We start from the raw sequence: 17,319 nt of genomic DNA, 5'->3' as shown, positions 1-17,319 counted from the left end.
GCTAACCGATCTACCGGAGACCTCAACCTTTAGCGATCACCGCCACGCCGGGCCCACCTCACCGCCCAACACGGCCCTTACGAAACACGGGCTAGGGCTCCTCCCTGGTGAGGCCTGACCGTGCGTCGAGACGGCAACGGATACCGCGTCTACGACGACGATGCTCTGAGACAGGCGCGTACCGCGCTGAAGCTGCGGCGAGTGGGGCTTTGCTTGCCGGAGGTCGCAGCGGCCATGGCACCGACGAAGGCGGCGGCACAGGCGGTCGTCCGGGCAAAGATCGCCGCGCTCGAGAGCGACGTCGGCCGTACGACGGCAGGCCATCGAACTCGTCGCCGCACCGCCCGCGTAGTCGGGCCGCCCACTGTCACGAGACCGGGCAGCAGCGGAGGCTTCACCCCACACCGGTCAGGCGGCGGGCCAGTCCTGGGAGGCAAGACGCGGCGAGACCGCCCCCGGAGGGGCGGCCTCGAGCCAGGAGAGGAACCCGGTGACGGTGGACCGCGCCATGGCGATCTCGACCGGAGCGTGGTCGCTGGTGCAGCGGAGGATCACCCAGTCGGCGGGCATCGAGAGGCGCTCCTGCCCCTCGGGCAGCCGCCGCCGCTCCACCGCCAGCTTCTTGCGGGAGAGCACCCGGGTGGGGCGTACGGCGAAGCTGAACATCCGGTACCACCGGAGTTCGTCGCCGACGAACCGGCCGAAGCCGGGCGACCAGCCGCGGCCGTCGAGCATCGTCGAGGTCCGGACGCCGAGCCGGATGATGCCCCCACTGCGGGTGACGACGGCCCGACGGGCGAAGAGGATCAGGAGCGCGCCGAGGATGACGGCGAAACCGATTCCGATCCCTTCGACGATCCCCATCGGCGGTGCGGCTCAGCGACTCTGCGCGGCGGAAATCGGGGTGGCGGTCTCGGCCAGGATGGTGACGCCCTCCGCGCTCACCGAGAGGAAGCCCCCGGCGACCTCGTAGGAGACCTGCTCGCCGCCGGCGACCTTGATGCGCACCTGGCCGGGCTCGGCGAGCTGGCCGAGCAGGGGCGCGTGCCCCGGCAGCACACCCAGCTCACCCTCGGTCGTCCGGGCCACGACCATCTCGGCGTCACCGGACCAGACCTTCTCCTCGACGGCTACGAGCTCGACGTGAAGCTGCTGTGCCACGCTGTCTCCTTGCTGCGGCGGCGGATTGTCGAAAGTCTAGTCTTGCCGCCGGCGCGCCCCCAACGCGGGTGGCGAGACCTGCGCCACGGCTACTTGGCCTTGTTCTGGAAGTCGGGGTGCTCCAGCAGGAACGCGTCGAGCTGCTCGTTGTGCAGGGCGGTGAAGAAGTCCTCGACCTCCGGCTCGAAGCGCTCGCCCCGGTACTTCCCATTCTCGGTGACGCCACCGCCGGGCAGCTTGACCATCTGGATGCTCTCCGGGCGGAGGTTCTTCAGCGCCAGACCGAAGTCGATCACGCTGTTGCCGCGACCGCTGAAGATCAGCGACTGGCCGGCCGCCCGCAGCACCCGGTCCAGCTTGATCGGGTTGGTCACCACGTCGGCGCTGAGCGCCTGGCCCGCCATGGCCTTGACGAACTGCTGCTGGTGGCGCTGGCGGCCGTAGTCGCCGTCCGGCACGCCGTTCTTCGGGTAGCGCTGGCGGACGTAGTCGAGCGCCTGCCAGCCGTTGAGGTGCTGGGTGCCCTTCTTGTAGACCGCCTGCGGGCCGATGTAGCCGTCGCCGTACGGGTTGCCCTTGCGGTGCTTGCCGTCCGGCTCCCGGTGCTCGGAGCGCACCTCGCGCTCGATGTAGAGGTCGACGCCGCCCATCGCGTCGACGATCTTCTGGAAACCGTTGAAGTTGATGATCGCGCCGGCGTCGAAGCGCTTGATGCCGGTGACCCGCTGCACGGTCGTGGCGAGCAGCTCGAAGCCCTGCGCCGCGCTCGGATTCTGCCCCTGCACCTCGCTGCCGCGTGACATGGCCGCGTTGATCCGGTCCCGGCCACCGTCGTAGCCGGCCTTGTCGAACCGGGGGATCTCCACGATCAGGTCGCGGGGCAGGGAGAAGAGGTACGCCCGGTCCATCGCCTCCGGCACGTGCAGCACCATGATCGAGTCGGCCAGCGGCGGGGTCTCCGGCTTGCGCGGGTCGATGCCGACCAGGAGGATGTTGAGCGGGCCCTTGATGTCGCTCTTGCGCTCCTTCGCCCCGGCCGCCTGGTCGCCGAAGAGGTCGGCCTTGCCCACCGCGCCCTCGTAGCGGGCCATCAGCGCCTCGGTGCCGACCAGGACCACGCCGCTGAGCAGCATGAGGACGGCGCCGAAGATGGTGCAGCCCCGGGCCCAGCGCGGCACCCCCGACCACATGGACGACTTGCCGCCGCCCTTGCCGGCCTTACCCACGATCATCTCCGTTCGTCACGCCCACGATCAGGAGACGGGCGCACGCAGCCGATTGGTTGCACAGATCGACGCCCGCGACAGGCGGGCGCGCGGATCGACGGTACCTCGCGTCCGGCTTGATCGCCGAGCGCGCGAACCGGGCAGCGGCGATCATAGGGCCCGAAGATGAACGAAAGGCCGCCCCGGCATTGCCGGGACGGCCTTCGTCAGGACCGACAGGTCAGCCCTTCATCAGCTCCGCAGCCTTGCGCTCCAGGTCCTCCAGGCCGCCGCACATGAAGAAGGCCTGCTCGGGGAAGTGGTCGTACTCGCCCTCGCTGATCTTCTTGAAGGCCTCGATGGTCTCCTGGATCGGGACCGTCGAGCCCGGCACGCCGGTGAACTGCTCCGCCGCGTAGGTGTTCTGCGACAGGAAGCGCTCGATCCGCCGCGCGCGCTGCACGGTGATCTTGTCTTCCTCGGAGAGCTCCTCGATACCGAGGATGGCGATGATGTCCTGCAGGTCCTTGTACTTCTGCAGGATCCGCTTCACCTCGGTCGCCACCGCGAAGTGCTCGGCGCCGACGAACTCCGGGGCGAGGATCCGGGACGAGGACGCCAGCGGGTCCACGGCCGGGTAGATGCCCTTGTCGGAGATCGACCGCTCTAGGTTGGTGGTCGCGTCGAGGTGGGCGAACGTGGTGGCCGGAGCGGGGTCGGTGTAGTCGTCCGCCGGCACGTAGATCGCCTGCATCGAGGTGATGGCCTGGCCCCGGACGGAGGTGATCCGCTCCTGGAGCTCGCCCATCTCGTCGGCCAGGGTCGGCTGGTAACCCACGGCGCTCGGCATGCGGCCGAGCAGGGTGGAGACCTCCGAACCGGCCTGGGTGAAGCGGAAGATGTTGTCGATGAAGAGCAGCACCTCCTGCTTCTTCACGTCGCGGAAGTACTCCGCCATGGTCAGCGCGGAGAGGGCGACCCGCAGCCGGGTGCCCGGCGGCTCGTCCATCTGGCCGTAGACCAGCGCGGTCTTGTCGATGACGCCGGACTCGGTCATCTCGGCGATGAGGTCGTTGCCCTCACGGGTGCGCTCACCCACGCCGGCGAAGACCGACGTACCACCGAAGTTCCGGGCGACACGGGTGATCATCTCCTGGATGAGCACCGTCTTGCCCACGCCCGCGCCGCCGAACAGGCCGATCTTGCCGCCCTTGACGTACGGGGCGAGCAGGTCGATGACCTTGATGCCGGTCTCCAGCATCTCGGTCTTCGGCTCCAGGTCCGCGAAGGCCGGGGCCTTGCGGTGGATGCCCCAGTGGTCGTCGGGCTGGAGCGTCTCGCCCTCGGTGAGGTTGAGGCACTCGCCGATCGCGTTGAACACGTGGCCCTTGACCGTGTCGCCCACCGGAACGGTGATCGGCGAGCCGGTGTCGCGCACCTCGGTGCCGCGGACCAGGCCGTCGGTCGGCTGCATCGAGATGGCGCGGACCATGTTGTCGCCCAGGTGCTGGGCGACCTCAAGGGTCAGCGTCTTCTCGCCGCCCGAGAGCGTCACGTTGACGTGCAGGGCGTTGAACAGGGCCGGCATGACGTCGCGCGGGAACTCGGCGTCGACGACCGGGCCGATGACCCGGACCACGCGACCGGTGGCCGTCTTGGTCTCCGCTGGTCCCCCAGCGGCAGTCGATACAGTCATCACACTTCACTTCCCGACGCGGCCAGCGCGTTCGCGCCGCCGACGATCTCGCTGATCTCCTGGGTGATCCCGGCCTGGCGGGCCGAGTTCATCTCACGCGTGTACTTCTCGATCATCTCTTCGGCGTTGTCGGTGGCGCTCTTCATCGCCCGCCGACGGGCCGCCGACTCGCTCGCCGCCGACTCCAGCAACGCCGCGTAGATCCGCGTGTTGATGTACTTCGGCAGCAGCGCGTCGAGCAGCGCCTCCGCGTCCGGCTCGAACTCGTACGCCGGCAGCGCGCCCTCGGACCGCGGCCGGTCCTCGACCTGCATCGGCCCCATGATCTTCGTGACCGGGGTCTGGGTCATCAGGGAGTGGAACTCGGTGTAGACGATGTGCAGCTCGTCCACCCCGCGCACCCCGTCCGCCCCCGGGCCGCCGTCGACGTCGTCCGCACCGGCGGTGAACGCCTTGATCAGCGTCTCACCCACGGTGCGGGCGTCGGCGAACGTCGGCTGCTCCGAGAACCCGGTCCAGTTGGCCTCGATCGGCCGGTCGCGGAACCGGAAGAACCCGACGCCCTTGCGCCCGATGACGTAGAGCACCGGCTCCTTGCCGTCGGCCCGCAGCCGGGCGATCAGCGACTCGGCCATCTTGATCGCGTTGGAGCTGTAACCGCCGGCGAGGCCGCGGTCGGAGGTGACCAGCAGGACGCCCGCCCGCCGCACCTTCGGACGCGGGGTGAGCAGCGGGTGGTCGATCCGGGCGTTGGACGCCAGCGCCGTGAGCACACCGGTGACGGCCTGGGCGTACGGCAGGGACGCCTCCACCCGGGCCTGGGCCTTGGCGATCCGGCTCGTCGCCACGAGCTCCATCGCCTTGGTGATCTTCTTCATCCCCTTCGCCGAGCGGATCCGTTGACGAAGAACGCGTACCTGGGCCGCCATGGATCAGCCCTTACTGGTTCTCGGCCGGGCGGTCGCCCGCGCCGTCCCGGTAGCGGGTCACCGTCTCGCGGTTCTCGTCGCCCTCCAGCGGCGAGGCCGGGGCCTCGTTGATCCGCCGCTCGTCGGCCTTGCCGAGGAAGACCTGCTTGAAGTCGGCGATGGCGGCGTCGAGCGAGCCGATGATGTCGTCGTTCCACTGGTGGTCGGCGATCGAGGCCAGCACGCCCTCGTGCTTGTGCCGCAGGTACTGGAGGAACTCCGACTCGAAGCGGCGGATCTCACCCACGGGGATGTCGTCCAGCTTGCCCTCGGTGCCGGCCCAGACCGAGACGACCTGCTCCTGCACCGGGTACGGCGAGTAGTTCGGCTGCTTGAGCAGCTCGACCAGGCGGGAACCGCGGTCCAGCTGGGCCCGGGAGGCCTTGTCCAGGTCGGAGGCGAAGGCGGAGAACGCCTCCAGCTCGCGGTACTGGGCCAGGTTGAGGCGCAGCGAACCGGCGACCTTCTTCATCGGCTTCACCTGCGCGGCGCCACCGACCCGGGAGACCGAGGTGCCGACGTTGATGGCCGGCCGGACGCCCTGGTTGAACAGGTCGGTCTCGAGGAAGATCTGGCCGTCGGTGATGGAGATGACGTTGGTCGGGATGAAGGCCGAGATGTCGTTGGCCTTCGTCTCGATGATCGGCAGGCCGGTCATCGACCCGCCGCCCATCTCGTCGGAGAGCTTCGCGCAGCGCTCCAGCAGGCGGGAGTGCAGGTAGAAGACGTCACCCGGGTACGCCTCGCGGCCCGGCGGGCGACGCAGCAGCAGGGACACGGCGCGGTACGCCTCGGCCTGCTTGCTCAGGTCGTCGAAGACGATCAGGACGTGCTTGCCGCCGTACATCCAGTGCTGCCCGATGGACGAGCCGGTGTAGGGGGCGAGGTACTTGAAGCCGGCCGGGTCGGAGGCCGGGGACGCGACGATGGTGGTGTATTCCATCGCGCCCGCCTCCTCCAGGATGCCCTTGATCGAGGCGATCGTGGAGGCCTTCTGGCCGATGGCGACGTAGATGCAGCGGACCTGCTTCTTCGGGTCGCCGGAGCGCCAGTTGTCCCGCTGGTTGAGGATGGTGTCCAGCGCGACCGTGGTCTTGCCGGTCTTCCGGTCGCCGATGATCAGCTGACGCTGGCCCCGGCCGATCGGCGTCATGGCGTCGACGGCCTTGATGCCGGTCTGCAGCGGCTCGTCGACGGACTGGCGGGCCATCACGTTCGGGGCCTGGAGCTCAAGCTCACGGAAGCCCTCGTTGGCGATGTCGCCGAGGCCGTCGATCGGCTGGCCGAGCGCGTTGACCACGCGGCCGAGGAAGGCGTCGCCGACCGGCACGGAGAGCACCCGGCCGGTGCGCTTGACGCGCTGGCCCTCTTCGAGCTTGGCGGAGTCACCGAGAACGACGACACCGATCTCCCGGACGTCGAGGTTCAGCGCCACACCGAGGGTGCCGTCCTCGAACTCCAGGAGCTCGTTGGTCATGGTCGAGGGAAGACCCTCGACGTGGGCGATGCCGTCGCCGGTGTCGGCGACGGTGCCGACCTCCTCGCGGGAGAGTTCGGACGAGTAGGAGGAGACGTAGCGCTCCAGGGCGCCGCGGATCTCCTCCGTCGAGATGGTCAGCTCGGCCATCCTCTGCTTCCTTAAGTATCGAGGGCCCGGGATACCTAGTACCGACCGGTCCGAATGGCGTCTATCAGGGCGCTGGGAGGCAGTGCCGCCTCAGCGCTTCGCGAGCGCGTTGCGGCTCTCGTTGAGGCGGCGCAGGACGGTGCCGTCGTACAGGTCGGAGCCGACCCGCACGCTGACGCCACCGAGCACCGAGGGGTCCACCGTCTGCTTGACGGAAACCTCTCGACCGTATATCGCGGAGAGGCTCGCGCCCAGCCGGCGCTCGTCCTCTTCACTCAACGGGGCCGCGACGGTCACGTACGCCACCTGCCGGTCCCGCCGGTCGGCGGCGAGTTCGACCAGCCGGGTGAGCGCCCCGCCGAAGCTGCGCCCGCCGAAGCCGGCGAGCGCCACCCCGACCAGGTAGCCGGTGACCGGCCGGGCCTTGCCGGCGAGCAGCTGGTCGACCAGCGTGGCCCGCCGGGTGGGCGGAACGGTCGGGTCGGAGAGCGCGCTGGACAGCTCCGACGAGCCGGCGACGACCTGCCCGAAGCGGAACAGCTCGTCCTCGACCTCGCCCAGCTCGCCCGACTTGTCGGCAGCCGCCAGGAGCGCGTCGACGCCCAGCCGCTCGGCGGCGTCGAGCAGTTCCGACGGCGCCGACCAGCGGCCGGCGACCAGCGAGGCCAGCAGGTCCAGCGCATCGGCGCTGATCTTGCCGCGGAGCACCTCGCCGAGCAGGGCGGTGCGGTCGGCACCCGAGCGGGCCACGTCGGTGAGCGCCCGGCGCAGCCGCGGCTCGCGCCGCAGCAGGTCGGCGACGGTGAGGAGTTCGTCGGCGGTGGTGGCCACCGCCGACGGCTCCGCGCCGCGGACGTACGCGTCGAGGCGCTCGGCCGCGACCTTGTACGACTCCCGGCTGGCGGCCTGCATCAGCGGGCCCCCACGCTCTCGAGACCGCTCAGGAACCGGTCGACGGTGCCCTTGCGACGCGCCTCGTCGGCGAGGGACTCCCCGACGATCTTGCTGGCCAGGTCGACCGCGAGCGTGCCGACCTCGGTGCGCAGCTCGCGCACGATGGTCGCCCGCTCGGCGGCGAGCTGCTCCTTGCCGGCCGCGATGACCCGGTCGGACTCCTCCCGCGCCTTGGCGAGGATGTCCTGACGGATGCCCTCCGCGTCGGCCCGAGCGTCGTCCCGGATCTTGGCGGCCTCGCTGCGCACCTCGGCGAGCTGGGCACGGTACTGCTCCAGCAGCTGGTTCGCCTCGGCCTGGGCCGCCTCGGCACGCTTGAGGCCACCCTCGATCGCGTCGACCCGCGCCTGGTACATCGCCTCCATGCGGGGCATGACGAACTTCAGCAGGACGAAGCAGAGCAGGGCGAAGGCAACCGTCCCGACGACGAGCTCCTGCCAGATCGGCACGATCGGGTTGTGCTCCACGCCTTCTGCGGCGATGAACATGTCAGACCTCCGGGTCGGCAGAGAACTCTCGTCAGCCCTGGACGGCGAAGGCGAGCACCAGGCCGAACAGCGCGAGCGCCTCGACCAGGGCGAAGCCCAGGATCAGCCAGGTGCGGTTGTAACCGGCGGACTCCGGCTGGCGCGCGCTCGACTGGATGTAGGCCGCGAAGACCAGGGCGACACCGATACCGGGGCCGATGGCGGCGAGGCCGTAGCCGATGGTGTTGACGCTACCGCCGATCTCGGCAAGAACAGTCATTGCGGGTATTCCTCCTGTTCGACGCGTGAGGTCTCACGCGTACGCGGGTCGGTACCAGAAGCTTGGTCGGGCCGGGTGGCCCGCCGAGCCCGATCAGTGCTCGTCGGCGAGCGAACTTCCGATGTAGTTCGCGCTCAGCGTGACGAAGACGTAGGCCTGCAGGACGGCGACCAGCACCTCGAAGAAGGCCATCACGATCGCCATGAGGAAGGAGAAGACCGAGGTCACCTGGACGAACAGGCTGCTCGAGTTGAGCATCACGAAGCCGCCGATGGTGAAGACCAGCAGCAGCAGGTGGCCGGCGAACAGGTTGGCGAAGAGCCGCAGGGCCAGCGTGACGGGCCGGACGATGAACGTCTGCATGAACTCGATCGGGATCAGCAGGATGTGCATCGGCCACGGCACGTTCGGGATGATCAGGCTCATCTTGAGGTACTTGCCGAGGCCGTGCTTGCGGGCGCCGATGTAGAGGTACATCACGTAGGAGATCGCCGCGAGCACGATGGGGAACGCGATGTGCGAGTTCGGCGAGATCTGCAGCCCGGGCACGATGGCGAAGAGGTTGGTCAGCACGATGAAGCTGAACAGCACCGTGAAGTAGGGCGCGAAGCGGATGCCCGCGTTACCGATCTGCTCCCGGGCGATGTTGTCGCGGACCAGGCCGTAGACGGCCTCGGCGTAGAACTGGGCCTTGCCGGGGACCAGCTTGGGCTTCCGGTAGGCCACCATGAAGAAGATGATCAGCAACGCGACAGCGAGCCAGATCATGATCCCGAACTTGGTGACCCAGGGGCCAGCCACGTTCGGCGGGTAGAAATCTCCGACGCTGGGGGGCCAGGGAAGCCCCTCGGCGGCGACGAGCTGTCCACTCACCGTGTCATCCTCCGCACTCGACAGACCCGCGCGTGCTGGCACTCAAGCACTGAGCCTCTTCATGATCAGGTAAATCGCTCCGGCCGCGCCGAAGATCATGCCGACGGCGACCCCGACGCCGGTTCGCAGATCGAGGAGACGCTCCGCCAACCACCCGAGGAAGCCCCACACCACGATGCCGGCGAGCAGATAGCCCAGGACGGCCCCTGCCGCGCCTTCCGACGAGGGGTCGTCGGACCTGCGGGGGTGTGGGTCTTCGGCCATGACGTGGCGAACAATATCAGCAGGGACGCGCGGGAGTGTGCGCCACCCCCCACACTGCGGACAGCGTGCGGGCCGTGGTGCGGGCGCGTAATTCGTTGGTCAGGTTACTCCCGTGCGGCCCGCGGCGGCAGCCTGAAATGCCGGCGACGCATCCGCCGACGCGCTCACTCACCACGACGCTGGAAGGTGGGCAACGGGGAGCGCAGGGCCCACGTCAGGTGGGCGCCCGTCCAGACCACCACGGCCACGATGATCGCCACCCCCATGTCCGGCAGGCCGGGCCAGCCGGTGGCCGCCACGGCGGCCATCACCGCCCCGAGCAGCACGATCTTCGTGGCGTAGGTGACCAGCCCCACCGACATGATCAGCCGGGGATTGACCGCGTCGGCCCAGGCCACCGAGACACCGGAGACCAGGTAGCTGGCGACGACCAGCGCGATCCCGGCGGCCACGCCGGCCGCGCCGGTGCCGCCCCGCACCACCGCCGCGACCGGCACCGCGACCACCGCGAGCAGCGCGCAGGCCAGCAGCGGCAGGCGCAGGTGCGGCAGGCGGGCCCGGACGGCGCCCCGCTCCCCCGCGCGCGGCGCGCTCATCGGGGGTACGCCGGGAAGGCGGCGACCAGCTCGGTCACCTCGCCGGCGATCCCGGCGAGGGCGTCGGCGCCGCCCGGGGCGGCGGGGTCGGTGCGCACCGCGCGGGCGATCAGCCCGGCGATCCGGTGCATCTCCCCCTCCCGCATCCCCTGCGTGGTCACGCTGGGGGTGCCGACCCGGATGCCGGAGGCGACCATCGGCTTCTGCGGGTCGTACGGGATGGCGTTCTTGTTTAGGGTGATGCCGGCGGCGTCGCAGCGGGCCTCGGCGTCCGCGCCGGTCACGCCCGCCTCGCGCAGGTCGATCAGGGCGAGGTGGGTGTCGGTGCCCCCGGAGACCGGGCGCATCCCCTCGGCGGCCAGCCCGGCGGCGAGCGCCTGGGCGTTGCCCACCACCTGCGCCGCGTACGCCCGGAACTCGGGCTGGGCGGCCTCGCGCAGCGCGACGGCCTTGGCCGCGACGGCGTGCATCAGCGGCCCGCCCTGGGTGAACGGGAAGACCGCCTTGTCGATCCGCTGGGCCAGCGGCTCCCGGCAGAGGATCATGCCGCCGCGCGGCCCGCGCAGCACCTTGTGCGTGGTGGCGCAGACGACGTCGGCGTGCGGCACCGGCGACGGGACGGCCCTCCCCGCGACGAGCCCGATGAAGTGCGCGGCGTCGACCATCAGGTACGCCCCGACCTCGTCGGCGATCTCGCGGAACCGCGCGAAGTCGATCAGGCGCGGGTACGCCGTCGCGCCGCAGATGATCATCTTGGGCCGGTGCGCGAGGGTCAGGTCGCGCACCTCGTCGTAGTCGATCAGCTCGGTGTCCCGCCGGACGGTGTAGCCGACGGTGTGGAACCACTTGCCGGAGAAGTTGACCCGGCTGCCGTGGGTGAGGTGGCCGCCGTGGGGCAGGTCCATGGCGAGCACCGTGTCGCCCGGCTGCACCAGCGCGGCGTACGCGGCCAGGTTGGCGCTCGCCCCCGAGTGCGGCTGGAGGTTGGCGTGCTCGGCGCCGAAGAGCTCCTTCGCCCGGGCGACGCCGATCTCCTCGGCCCGGTCGACCTCGGCGCAGCCGCCGTAGTAGCGCCGGCCCGGGTAGCCCTCGGCGTACTTGTTGGTCAGGGTCGAGCCGAGCGCCGCGAGCACCGCCGGGGAGGTGAGGTTCTCGCTGGCGATCAGTTGCAGGCCGCCCCGGAGCCGGTCCAGCTCGCCGAGCACCACCCCGGCGATCTCCGGGTCGGTCGCCCGGAGCTGGTCGAAGTCCGGCCCCCAGAAGGTGCTCGTCTCAATAGCCACAGCGCCAGAGTCTATTGGGCCGCAGACTGGAGGCCGTGAGATGCCTGGTCACCGGAGCGACGGGTTACATCGGCGGGCGGCTCGCGCCCCGACTGCTGGCCGAGGGGCACGCGGTGCGTTGCCTCGCCCGCCGGGCCGGCCGGCTGCGGGACGTGCCGTGGGCGGCGCGGGCGGAGATCACCGAGGGCGACCTGCGCCGGCCGGAGACGCTGCCGGCCGCGTTCGAGGGCGTGGACGTCGCCTACTACCTGGTCCACTCGCTCGGCCAGGCCGGCTTCGAGGCCGCCGACCGGGAGGCCGCGGCGAACTTCGCGGCCGCGGCCCGCGCCGCGGGCGTACGCCGGATCGTCTACCTGGGCGGCCCGGAGCCGGCGGCGCGGAGCCACGTCCCGTCGGCCCACCTGCGGTCCCGGGCCGAGGTCGGCCGGATCCTGCTCGACAGCGGGGTGCCGACGGCGGTGCTGCGGGCGGCCGTGATCATCGGCTCGGGCTCGGCCTCGTTCGAGATGCTCCGCTACCTCACCGAGCGGCTGCCCGGCATGGTCACCCCGCGCTGGGTACGCAACCGGATCCAGCCGATCGCCGTGCGCGACGTGCTGCGCTACCTGGTCGGCTGCGCGAGCCTGCCGCCCGGGGTGAACCGCGCCTTCGACATCGGCGGGCCGGACGTCCTCACCTTCCAGGACATGATGCAGCGCTACGCGCGGGTGGCCGGCCTGCGCCGGCGGGTCATCGTGCCGGTGCGACCGCTGACCCCGTCGCTCTCCTCGTACTGGGTCGGGCTGGTCACCCCGGTGCCGAACAAGATCGCGCGGCCGCTGGTGGAGAGCCTGGTCCACGAGGCCGTCGCCCGCGAGCACGACATCGCCGCGTACGTCCCGGACCCGGCGGAGGGGCTGACCGGCTTCGACGAGGCGGTCGCCCTGGCCCTGGCGAAGGTGCGCGACGGGGAGGTGGAGACCCGCTGGTCCACGGCGACCGGCCCGGACGCGCCCGCCGAGCCGCTGCCCAGCGACCCGCAGTGGTCCGGCGGCACGGCCTACACCGACGTCCGCGACCGGGCCGTCCACGCGCCGCCGGAGGCCCTGTGGCGGGTCGTCGAGGGCGTCGGCGGCGAGCACGGCTGGTATTCGTTCCCGCTGGCCTGGTCGGCCCGAGGCTGGCTGGACCGCCTGGTCGGCGGCGTGGGCCTGCGCCGCGGCCGGCGCGACCCGCACCGCCTCCGCGTCGGCGAGGCGCTCGACTTCTGGCGGGTGGAGGAGATCGTGCCGGGCGAGCTGCTGCGGCTGCGCGCCGAGATGCGGCTGCCCGGCCGGGCCTGGCTGGAGATGCGGGTGACCCCGCTGGACGGGGGGCGCAGCCGCTACCACCAGCGGGCCGTGTTCCTGCCCCGGGGCCTGGCCGGGCACGCCTACTGGGGGGCCGTCGCGCCCTTCCACGCGGTGGTCTTCGGGGGCATGGCCCGCAACATCGCGCGGGGCGCCGAGCAGGCGGCGACCCGGGTGGTCAGTCGCCGGTCCGGGCGCCGGTGACCCGGAAGGCGGTCGCCTCGCTGGGCGGGACGAAGTCCCGGACGGGCTGGTCGCGCAGGGCGAACGAGAGCACCTCGCCCACCGCCTCGACCATCTGGCGCTGCACCCGCTGGCCGACCGCGTCGCGCGGGTCGTCGGGGTTGGCGGCCATCGAGGCGACCGCAAGCTGCGGGGTGAAGGCGACCACGGTCTCGGTCGCGTACCCCTCCGAGCTGCCGGTCTTGCCGGCCACCGGGCGGCCGAGCTGCCGGCGCAGCCCCTCGGCGGTGCCCCGGTCGCACTCCCGGTACATCGACTGGTCGCCGACCGGGCAGCGGGCCGCGTCCGTCGCCGCCCGGGCCACGTCCGCGTCGACCGCCCGCCGGCAGTCCGGCGCGGCGGCGGCCACCGGGCGCCCGGCGGCGTCGGTGACCGAGACGACGGGCAGCGGCGCGCACCACGTCCCCTCCGCCGCCACCGCCGCGTACGCGCCGGCGAGGTCGAGCGGCGTGGTGGCGGAGACGCCGAGGGTGAACGGCCCCCACTCGCGGGCGCCGTGGCGGGCCAGCCGCGCGTCGTCCTCGGCCCGGAAGACGATGCCGAGCCGCTCGGCCATCTCCACCACCCGGTCCGCGCCGACCCGCTCGGCCAGCCACGCGAAGTACGTGTTGACCGACTCGCCGAAGGCGGTCCACATGGTGTGCCGCCCGTCCATCGCGACGCTGGCGTTCTGCGGGCACCAGTACCCGTCGCAGCTCGCCGCCCCGGTCACCGGGAAGTCGGTGACGATCCGTCCCGGCGCGTCGAACTCCGTGCTCAGCGGCAGCCCGGCCTCCAGCGCGGCCAGCATGGTGAAGAGCTTGAACGTCGAGCCGGCCTGGTAGCCGTCGATCGCGCCGCCCCCGGCGACCAACTGGTTGACCGTGTTCGGGTGGTTCTTCTGCCCGGCCGGGTTGCCGGCCACGCTGTAGTTCCGGTTCACCGCCATGGCGAGCACCCGGCCCGTGCCGGGCTGGACCACCGCCGTCGGCGCCGCCCGGCGGTCGTCGAGCGGGTAGATCCGGCGGACCTGCTCGGTGGCGGCACGCTGCACCGCCGGGTCGAGGGAGGAGACGATGGAGAAGCCGCCCCGGCGCAGCGTGAGCTGCCGCTCGTCGACGGTCGCGCCGAACGCCGGCTGCGCGTTCCACCAGCGGGTGAACCAGTCGCAGAAGAAGCCCCAGTCGTTGTGCTCCGCCGGCACCGCCGTGCAGTCGTTCGGCGTCTGGCTGGGCCGCAGCCGCAACTGCTCGGCCCCGGCCCGCGCCGCCGCGTCGGCGGGGACCTGTCCCGCCTCGACCAGCTGGTCGAGCACGTACGCCCGGCGGGCGAGCGCCGCGTCCGCGTCGCCGTTGATCGGGTCGTCGGTGTGCGGGGAGCGGACCAGCCCGGCCAGCAGCGCGGCCTCGGCCAGGGTGAGGTCCGCCGGCGTCTTCGAGAAGTAGCGCTTGCTCGCGGCGGCCACCCCGTACGCCCCGGCGCCGAAGTAGGCGATGTTGAGGTAGCGGGTGAGGATCTCGTCCTTGGTCAGCTCCCGCTCCAGGGCCAGCGCGTACCGCATCTCCTGGATCTTGCGGGCGGTGCTGATCTCGGTGGCGGCGGCGCGCTGCCGCTCGCTGAGCCGGGGGTCGCTGCTGAGCACGTTGCGCACGTACTGCATGGTCAGCGTCGACGCGCCCTGGCGGGTCGTCCCGTCGCGCCGGTTGGCCGTGAAGGCCCGCACCACGCCGCGCAGGTCGACGCCGCTGTGCTCGTGGAACCGGGCGTCCTCGGCGGCGATGATCGCCTGCCGCATCACCGGCGCGACCTCCGTCAGCGGCACGTCCACCCGGTCCTCCTGGTAGAAGGACGTGATCAGGGTGGTGCCGTCGTTGGCGTAGAGGTTCGACCGCTGGGCCGTCGGCGGTGTGCGCAGCGTGCTGGGCAGCTCCGAGTACGGGGCGGCGAGCGTCGTGAACCCGATCCCGAACACCAGCGCGGCCGGCAGGGCCGCCACCGCCAGCGCCAGCCCGGCCAGCCCGCCGGCGATCAGGACGGTGAACAGTTTGTCGAGGCGTGCCCGGGTCATCAGCTCTCCCCGCAGGAGCCGGTCAGGACCCACCCAGAATGACCCGAAAAACCCTCTTCACCGCCCCTTTCCCCCAAACCCGCAGGAAACTCGCGCGCGGGGGTACCTCGGGCGGGTTACGGCAGCAGCGCGGTGGCGAGCGGGTGGACGGTCTCCTCGATCTCGTCGGCTACCCGGCTGAAGCACTGGTCGCCGCGCCCCCACGGGTCGTCGAGGTCGTCGGTGGGCAGGGCGCCGGCCCCCTCCCGGGCGGCGTGGGCGGCGGCCACCAGGGCCACGCCCCGCGCGTACACCCCCTCCGGGGTGGCCTCGGCCGGGGGCAGCCCCGCCGCGTCCACGGCGGCGAGCAGCCGACCGAACTCGCCCAGCACGAACGTGCGCGCCGCCGCGTCGGGCCGCAGCGCCACCACGTACTCCTGCTGGTCGGCGGTGGCGGTGAGCACCAGGTCGGCGGCGTCGATGTGGTCCGAGCGCAGCTTGCGCGCGGCGAAGCCGGCGACGCTGCCGCCCCGGCCGGTGACCTGACGGGCGGCCGGCGGGTTCATCTCCTCGCCGGCGTGCCAGCCGCCGGTGCCGGCGCTGTGGCTGTGCACCAGCTCGTCGGCGCGGCCCGGGTCGGCCTCCCGGCGGGCCAGCCGCTCCCGGACGGCGAGGGCCAGCAGCCGCTCCGCCATCGGGGACCGGCAGATGTTGCCCATGCAGACGTGCAGAACGGTGAAGGGCGGCACTCAGACCTCCTGGCCGGCGAGGATGTCCGGCACCACGTCGCGGAGCTTCGCCAGCGGAACGGCGCCCTGGCGCAGCACCCGCGGCGCCTCGCCGGTCAGGTCGACGATCGTGCTCGGCACCGGGTCCGGGCACGGTCCGGCCTCCAGGTAGGCCCGCACCGAGTAGGCGAGCTGGTCGCGGGCCGCCTCGGCGGTGAGCGCGGCCGGCTGACCGGTCTTGTTGGCCGAGGCGACCGCCATCGGGCCGGTCTCGCGCAGCACCTCCAGCGCCACCGGGTGCAGCGGCATCCGCACCGCCACCGTCCCGGACGTGTCGCCGAGGTCCCAGCGCAGGCTCGGCGAGTGCTCGACGACGATCGTCAGCGCGCCGGGCCAGAACGCCTCCACCAGGTCGCGCGCCGCCTGGGGCAGCGAGTAGACCAGGCCGTCGAGGGTGTGCCGGGAGCCGATCAGCACCGGCGGCGGCACGTGCCGGCCGCCCTTCGCGTCCAGCAGGGCCTTGACCGCGTACGGGGTGAACGCGTCCGCGCCGATCCCGTAGACGGTGTCGGTCGGCAGGACGACCAGCTCGCCGTTCTTGACCGCCTCGATGGCAGCGGCGATGCCGCGGTCCCGGTCGGCGGGCGACCGGCAGTCGTAGAGCATCACGAGGAGTCAGTCTGCCACGCCCGGCCGGCGACGGCGTCCGGGCCGTCCGCCCGGCGGGACGCGGTCGCGAAGCGGGGCCGCCCGGCCAGGTCCGGATACCCCGCGACCGCCTCGAACCGGCCGTCCGCGACCAGCAGCCCGGGCACCGCCCCGCCGTGCGTGTCGTCGTGCTCGACGCCGAACACCCCGCCGGGGCGCAGCAGGACCGCCGCCCGGGCGACCACGGGACGGATCACCGCCAGGCCGTCGGCCCCGCCGAAGACCGCGCTGGCCGGGTCGTGCCGACCCACCTCAGGCGGCACGGCGACGGCGGACGGCACGTACGGCGGGTTGCAGAGCAGCACGTCGACCCGGCCGGCGAGGTCGGCCAGCAGGTCCGGGGCGGTCACGTCCGCCGCCACCACCTCGACGGGCCGGTCCCCCGCGGCGGCGCGGGCCGCCGCGTTGCGCCGCAGCCAGGGCAGCGCCTCGGCCGAGCGTTCCACCGCCACCACCCGGGCCGCCGGCAGCTCCTGGGCAACCGACAGCGCGATGGCGCCGGAGCCGCTGCACAGGTCCACCACCAGCGGGGCGGCCATCTCCCGGCCCCGCGCGATCCCCCAGCCGGCGAGCAGCTCCGTCTCCGGGCGGGGCACGAAGACGCCCGGCCCGACGGCCAGCTCCAGGTGCCGGAAGCCGGCGACGCCCGTGAGGTGCTGCAACGGCTCCCGGTCGGCCCGCCGGGCGACCAGCCCGTCGAAGCGGTCGAGCTGCGCGGCGGTGAACCCGTCGGCCAGCGCCAGCCGCCCCCGGGGCACCCCCAGCACGTACGCGGCCAGCTGCTCGGCCTCGGCGCGGGCCGCCTCCACCCCGGCGTCGGCCAGGGCTCGGGCCGCCCGGGCCACCACCACGGACGGGCGTTGCCGTCTCGTCCCTTCGGACGGCTGTTGCGGCGCGGTCGTCACGCGATAA

The 17,319-nt window shown here is 72.1% G+C and carries 18 protein-coding genes; 1 reads left to right on the top strand and 17 read right to left on the bottom strand.

Annotated features, from left to right (window positions below):
• Positions 1 to 408: 408 nt before the first annotated feature.
• The 13 genes from ACWENR_RS15620 to ACWENR_RS15560 all read right to left on the bottom strand — a co-directional run bounded on the left by ACWENR_RS15620 (position 409) and on the right by ACWENR_RS15560 (position 11,374).
• Entirely contained in the window at positions 409 to 864 is a 456-nt protein-coding gene (locus tag ACWENR_RS15620) for a DUF2550 domain-containing protein (RefSeq protein WP_452277679.1), read from the bottom strand.
• Positions 865 to 876: 12 nt separating this feature from the next.
• Positions 877 to 1,161: a F0F1 ATP synthase subunit epsilon gene (locus ACWENR_RS15615; RefSeq protein WP_452277678.1), complete on the bottom strand. Its 285-nt coding sequence runs from the start codon at positions 1,159 to 1,161 to the stop codon at positions 877 to 879.
• An 89-nt stretch (positions 1,162 to 1,250) separates the two neighbouring features.
• Positions 1,251 to 2,393, bottom strand: coding sequence for an LCP family protein (locus ACWENR_RS15610; protein ID WP_452277677.1), 1,143 nt, complete (start codon positions 2,391 to 2,393; stop codon positions 1,251 to 1,253).
• Positions 2,394 to 2,607: 214 nt separating this feature from the next.
• Entirely contained in the window at positions 2,608 to 4,062 is a 1,455-nt protein-coding gene (gene atpD / locus ACWENR_RS15605; protein ID WP_452277676.1) for a F0F1 ATP synthase subunit beta, read from the bottom strand.
• Positions 4,062 to 4,991 (bottom strand): F0F1 ATP synthase subunit gamma, encoded by a 930-nt coding sequence (locus ACWENR_RS15600; RefSeq protein ID WP_452277675.1) that lies wholly within the window; start codon positions 4,989 to 4,991, stop codon positions 4,062 to 4,064. Before ACWENR_RS15600 ends, atpD begins: the two co-directional genes overlap by 1 nt.
• A gap of 10 nt (positions 4,992 to 5,001) precedes the next feature.
• Positions 5,002 to 6,657 (bottom strand): F0F1 ATP synthase subunit alpha, encoded by a 1,656-nt coding sequence (atpA, locus tag ACWENR_RS15595; RefSeq protein ID WP_452277674.1) that lies wholly within the window; start codon positions 6,655 to 6,657, stop codon positions 5,002 to 5,004.
• Positions 6,658 to 6,747: 90 nt separating this feature from the next.
• Positions 6,748 to 7,569, bottom strand: a complete 822-nt coding sequence (locus tag ACWENR_RS15590) for a F0F1 ATP synthase subunit delta (RefSeq protein WP_452277673.1) — start codon at positions 7,567 to 7,569, stop codon at positions 6,748 to 6,750.
• Complete coding sequence (locus tag ACWENR_RS15585; protein ID WP_452277672.1) at positions 7,569 to 8,099, bottom strand: F0F1 ATP synthase subunit B; 531 nt, start codon at positions 8,097 to 8,099, stop codon at positions 7,569 to 7,571. The genes ACWENR_RS15590 and ACWENR_RS15585 overlap by 1 nt, the downstream gene beginning before the upstream one ends.
• Positions 8,100 to 8,130: 31 nt before the next feature.
• Positions 8,131 to 8,358 (bottom strand): ATP synthase F0 subunit C, encoded by a 228-nt coding sequence (atpE, locus tag ACWENR_RS15580; RefSeq protein ID WP_210832257.1) that lies wholly within the window; start codon positions 8,356 to 8,358, stop codon positions 8,131 to 8,133.
• Positions 8,359 to 8,451: 93 nt separating this feature from the next.
• Complete coding sequence (gene atpB / locus ACWENR_RS15575; RefSeq protein ID WP_452277671.1) at positions 8,452 to 9,273, bottom strand: F0F1 ATP synthase subunit A; 822 nt, start codon at positions 9,271 to 9,273, stop codon at positions 8,452 to 8,454.
• A complete protein-coding gene (locus tag ACWENR_RS15570) occupies positions 9,274 to 9,495 on the bottom strand; it encodes a hypothetical protein (RefSeq protein ID WP_452277670.1) in 222 nt (73 codons plus the stop codon). It lies immediately after the preceding gene.
• Positions 9,496 to 9,659: 164 nt separating this feature from the next.
• The gene (locus ACWENR_RS15565) at positions 9,660 to 10,091 is read right to left on the bottom strand and encodes a hypothetical protein (RefSeq protein ID WP_452277669.1); all 432 of its coding nucleotides are present in this window, start codon (positions 10,089 to 10,091) and stop codon (positions 9,660 to 9,662) included.
• Positions 10,088 to 11,374, bottom strand: a complete 1,287-nt coding sequence (locus tag ACWENR_RS15560; RefSeq protein ID WP_452277668.1) for a serine hydroxymethyltransferase — start codon at positions 11,372 to 11,374, stop codon at positions 10,088 to 10,090. The genes ACWENR_RS15565 and ACWENR_RS15560 overlap by 4 nt, the downstream gene beginning before the upstream one ends.
• A 35-nt stretch (positions 11,375 to 11,409) precedes the next feature.
• Here ACWENR_RS15560 and ACWENR_RS15555 point away from each other — a divergent pair, with 35 nt between their 5' ends.
• On the top strand, positions 11,410 to 12,906 hold the full coding sequence (locus ACWENR_RS15555; RefSeq protein ID WP_452277667.1) for an SDR family oxidoreductase: 1,497 nt from the start codon (positions 11,410 to 11,412) through the stop codon (positions 12,904 to 12,906).
• Here ACWENR_RS15555 and ACWENR_RS15550 read toward each other — a convergent pair.
• From ACWENR_RS15550 to prmC, 4 genes are all read right to left on the bottom strand, one after another.
• Positions 12,881 to 14,992, bottom strand: coding sequence for a transglycosylase domain-containing protein (locus ACWENR_RS15550; RefSeq protein ID WP_452277666.1), 2,112 nt, complete (start codon positions 14,990 to 14,992; stop codon positions 12,881 to 12,883). The genes ACWENR_RS15555 and ACWENR_RS15550 overlap by 26 nt on opposite strands.
• 116 nt (positions 14,993 to 15,108) lie before the next feature.
• The gene (locus tag ACWENR_RS15545) at positions 15,109 to 15,720 is read right to left on the bottom strand and encodes an arsenate reductase/protein-tyrosine-phosphatase family protein (RefSeq protein ID WP_452277665.1); all 612 of its coding nucleotides are present in this window, start codon (positions 15,718 to 15,720) and stop codon (positions 15,109 to 15,111) included.
• Positions 15,721 to 16,365: an L-threonylcarbamoyladenylate synthase gene (locus ACWENR_RS15540; protein ID WP_452277680.1), complete on the bottom strand. Its 645-nt coding sequence runs from the start codon at positions 16,363 to 16,365 to the stop codon at positions 15,721 to 15,723.
• Positions 16,365 to 17,312, bottom strand: coding sequence for a peptide chain release factor N(5)-glutamine methyltransferase (gene prmC, locus ACWENR_RS15535; RefSeq protein WP_452277664.1), 948 nt, complete (start codon positions 17,310 to 17,312; stop codon positions 16,365 to 16,367). The genes ACWENR_RS15540 and prmC overlap by 1 nt, the downstream gene beginning before the upstream one ends.
• Positions 17,313 to 17,319: the final 7 nt, after the last annotated feature.

The sequence above is a fragment of the Micromonospora sp. NPDC004336 genome, from assembly GCF_053602615.1.
Note: the sequence above shows the minus strand (reverse complement) of the source record. Positions and strands in the feature narration are given on the sequence as shown.

Excerpts from the sequence above, each read along its gene's own strand:
- ACWENR_RS15620 (WP_452277679.1), bottom strand. The coding sequence starts at position 864 with ATGGGGATCGTCGAAGGGATCGGAATCGGTTTCGCCGTCATCCTCGGC.
- atpA (WP_452277674.1), bottom strand. The coding sequence starts at position 6,657 with ATGGCCGAGCTGACCATCTCGACGGAGGAGATCCGCGGCGCCCTGGAG.
- ACWENR_RS15540 (WP_452277680.1), bottom strand. The coding sequence starts at position 16,365 with ATGCTCTACGACTGCCGGTCGCCCGCCGACCGGGACCGCGGCATCGCC.
- ACWENR_RS15585 (WP_452277672.1), bottom strand. The coding sequence starts at position 8,099 with ATGTTCATCGCCGCAGAAGGCGTGGAGCACAACCCGATCGTGCCGATC.
- ACWENR_RS15590 (WP_452277673.1), bottom strand. The coding sequence starts at position 7,569 with ATGCAGGCCGCCAGCCGGGAGTCGTACAAGGTCGCGGCCGAGCGCCTC.
- ACWENR_RS15565 (WP_452277669.1), bottom strand. The coding sequence starts at position 10,091 with ATGAGCGCGCCGCGCGCGGGGGAGCGGGGCGCCGTCCGGGCCCGCCTG.
- atpE (WP_210832257.1), bottom strand. The coding sequence starts at position 8,358 with ATGACTGTTCTTGCCGAGATCGGCGGTAGCGTCAACACCATCGGCTAC.
- atpD (WP_452277676.1), bottom strand. The coding sequence starts at position 4,062 with ATGACTGTATCGACTGCCGCTGGGGGACCAGCGGAGACCAAGACGGCC.
- ACWENR_RS15550 (WP_452277666.1), bottom strand. The coding sequence starts at position 14,992 with ATGACCCGGGCACGCCTCGACAAACTGTTCACCGTCCTGATCGCCGGC.
- ACWENR_RS15610 (WP_452277677.1), bottom strand. The coding sequence starts at position 2,393 with ATGATCGTGGGTAAGGCCGGCAAGGGCGGCGGCAAGTCGTCCATGTGG.
- ACWENR_RS15600 (WP_452277675.1), bottom strand. The coding sequence starts at position 4,991 with ATGGCGGCCCAGGTACGCGTTCTTCGTCAACGGATCCGCTCGGCGAAG.
- ACWENR_RS15570 (WP_452277670.1), bottom strand. The coding sequence starts at position 9,495 with ATGGCCGAAGACCCACACCCCCGCAGGTCCGACGACCCCTCGTCGGAA.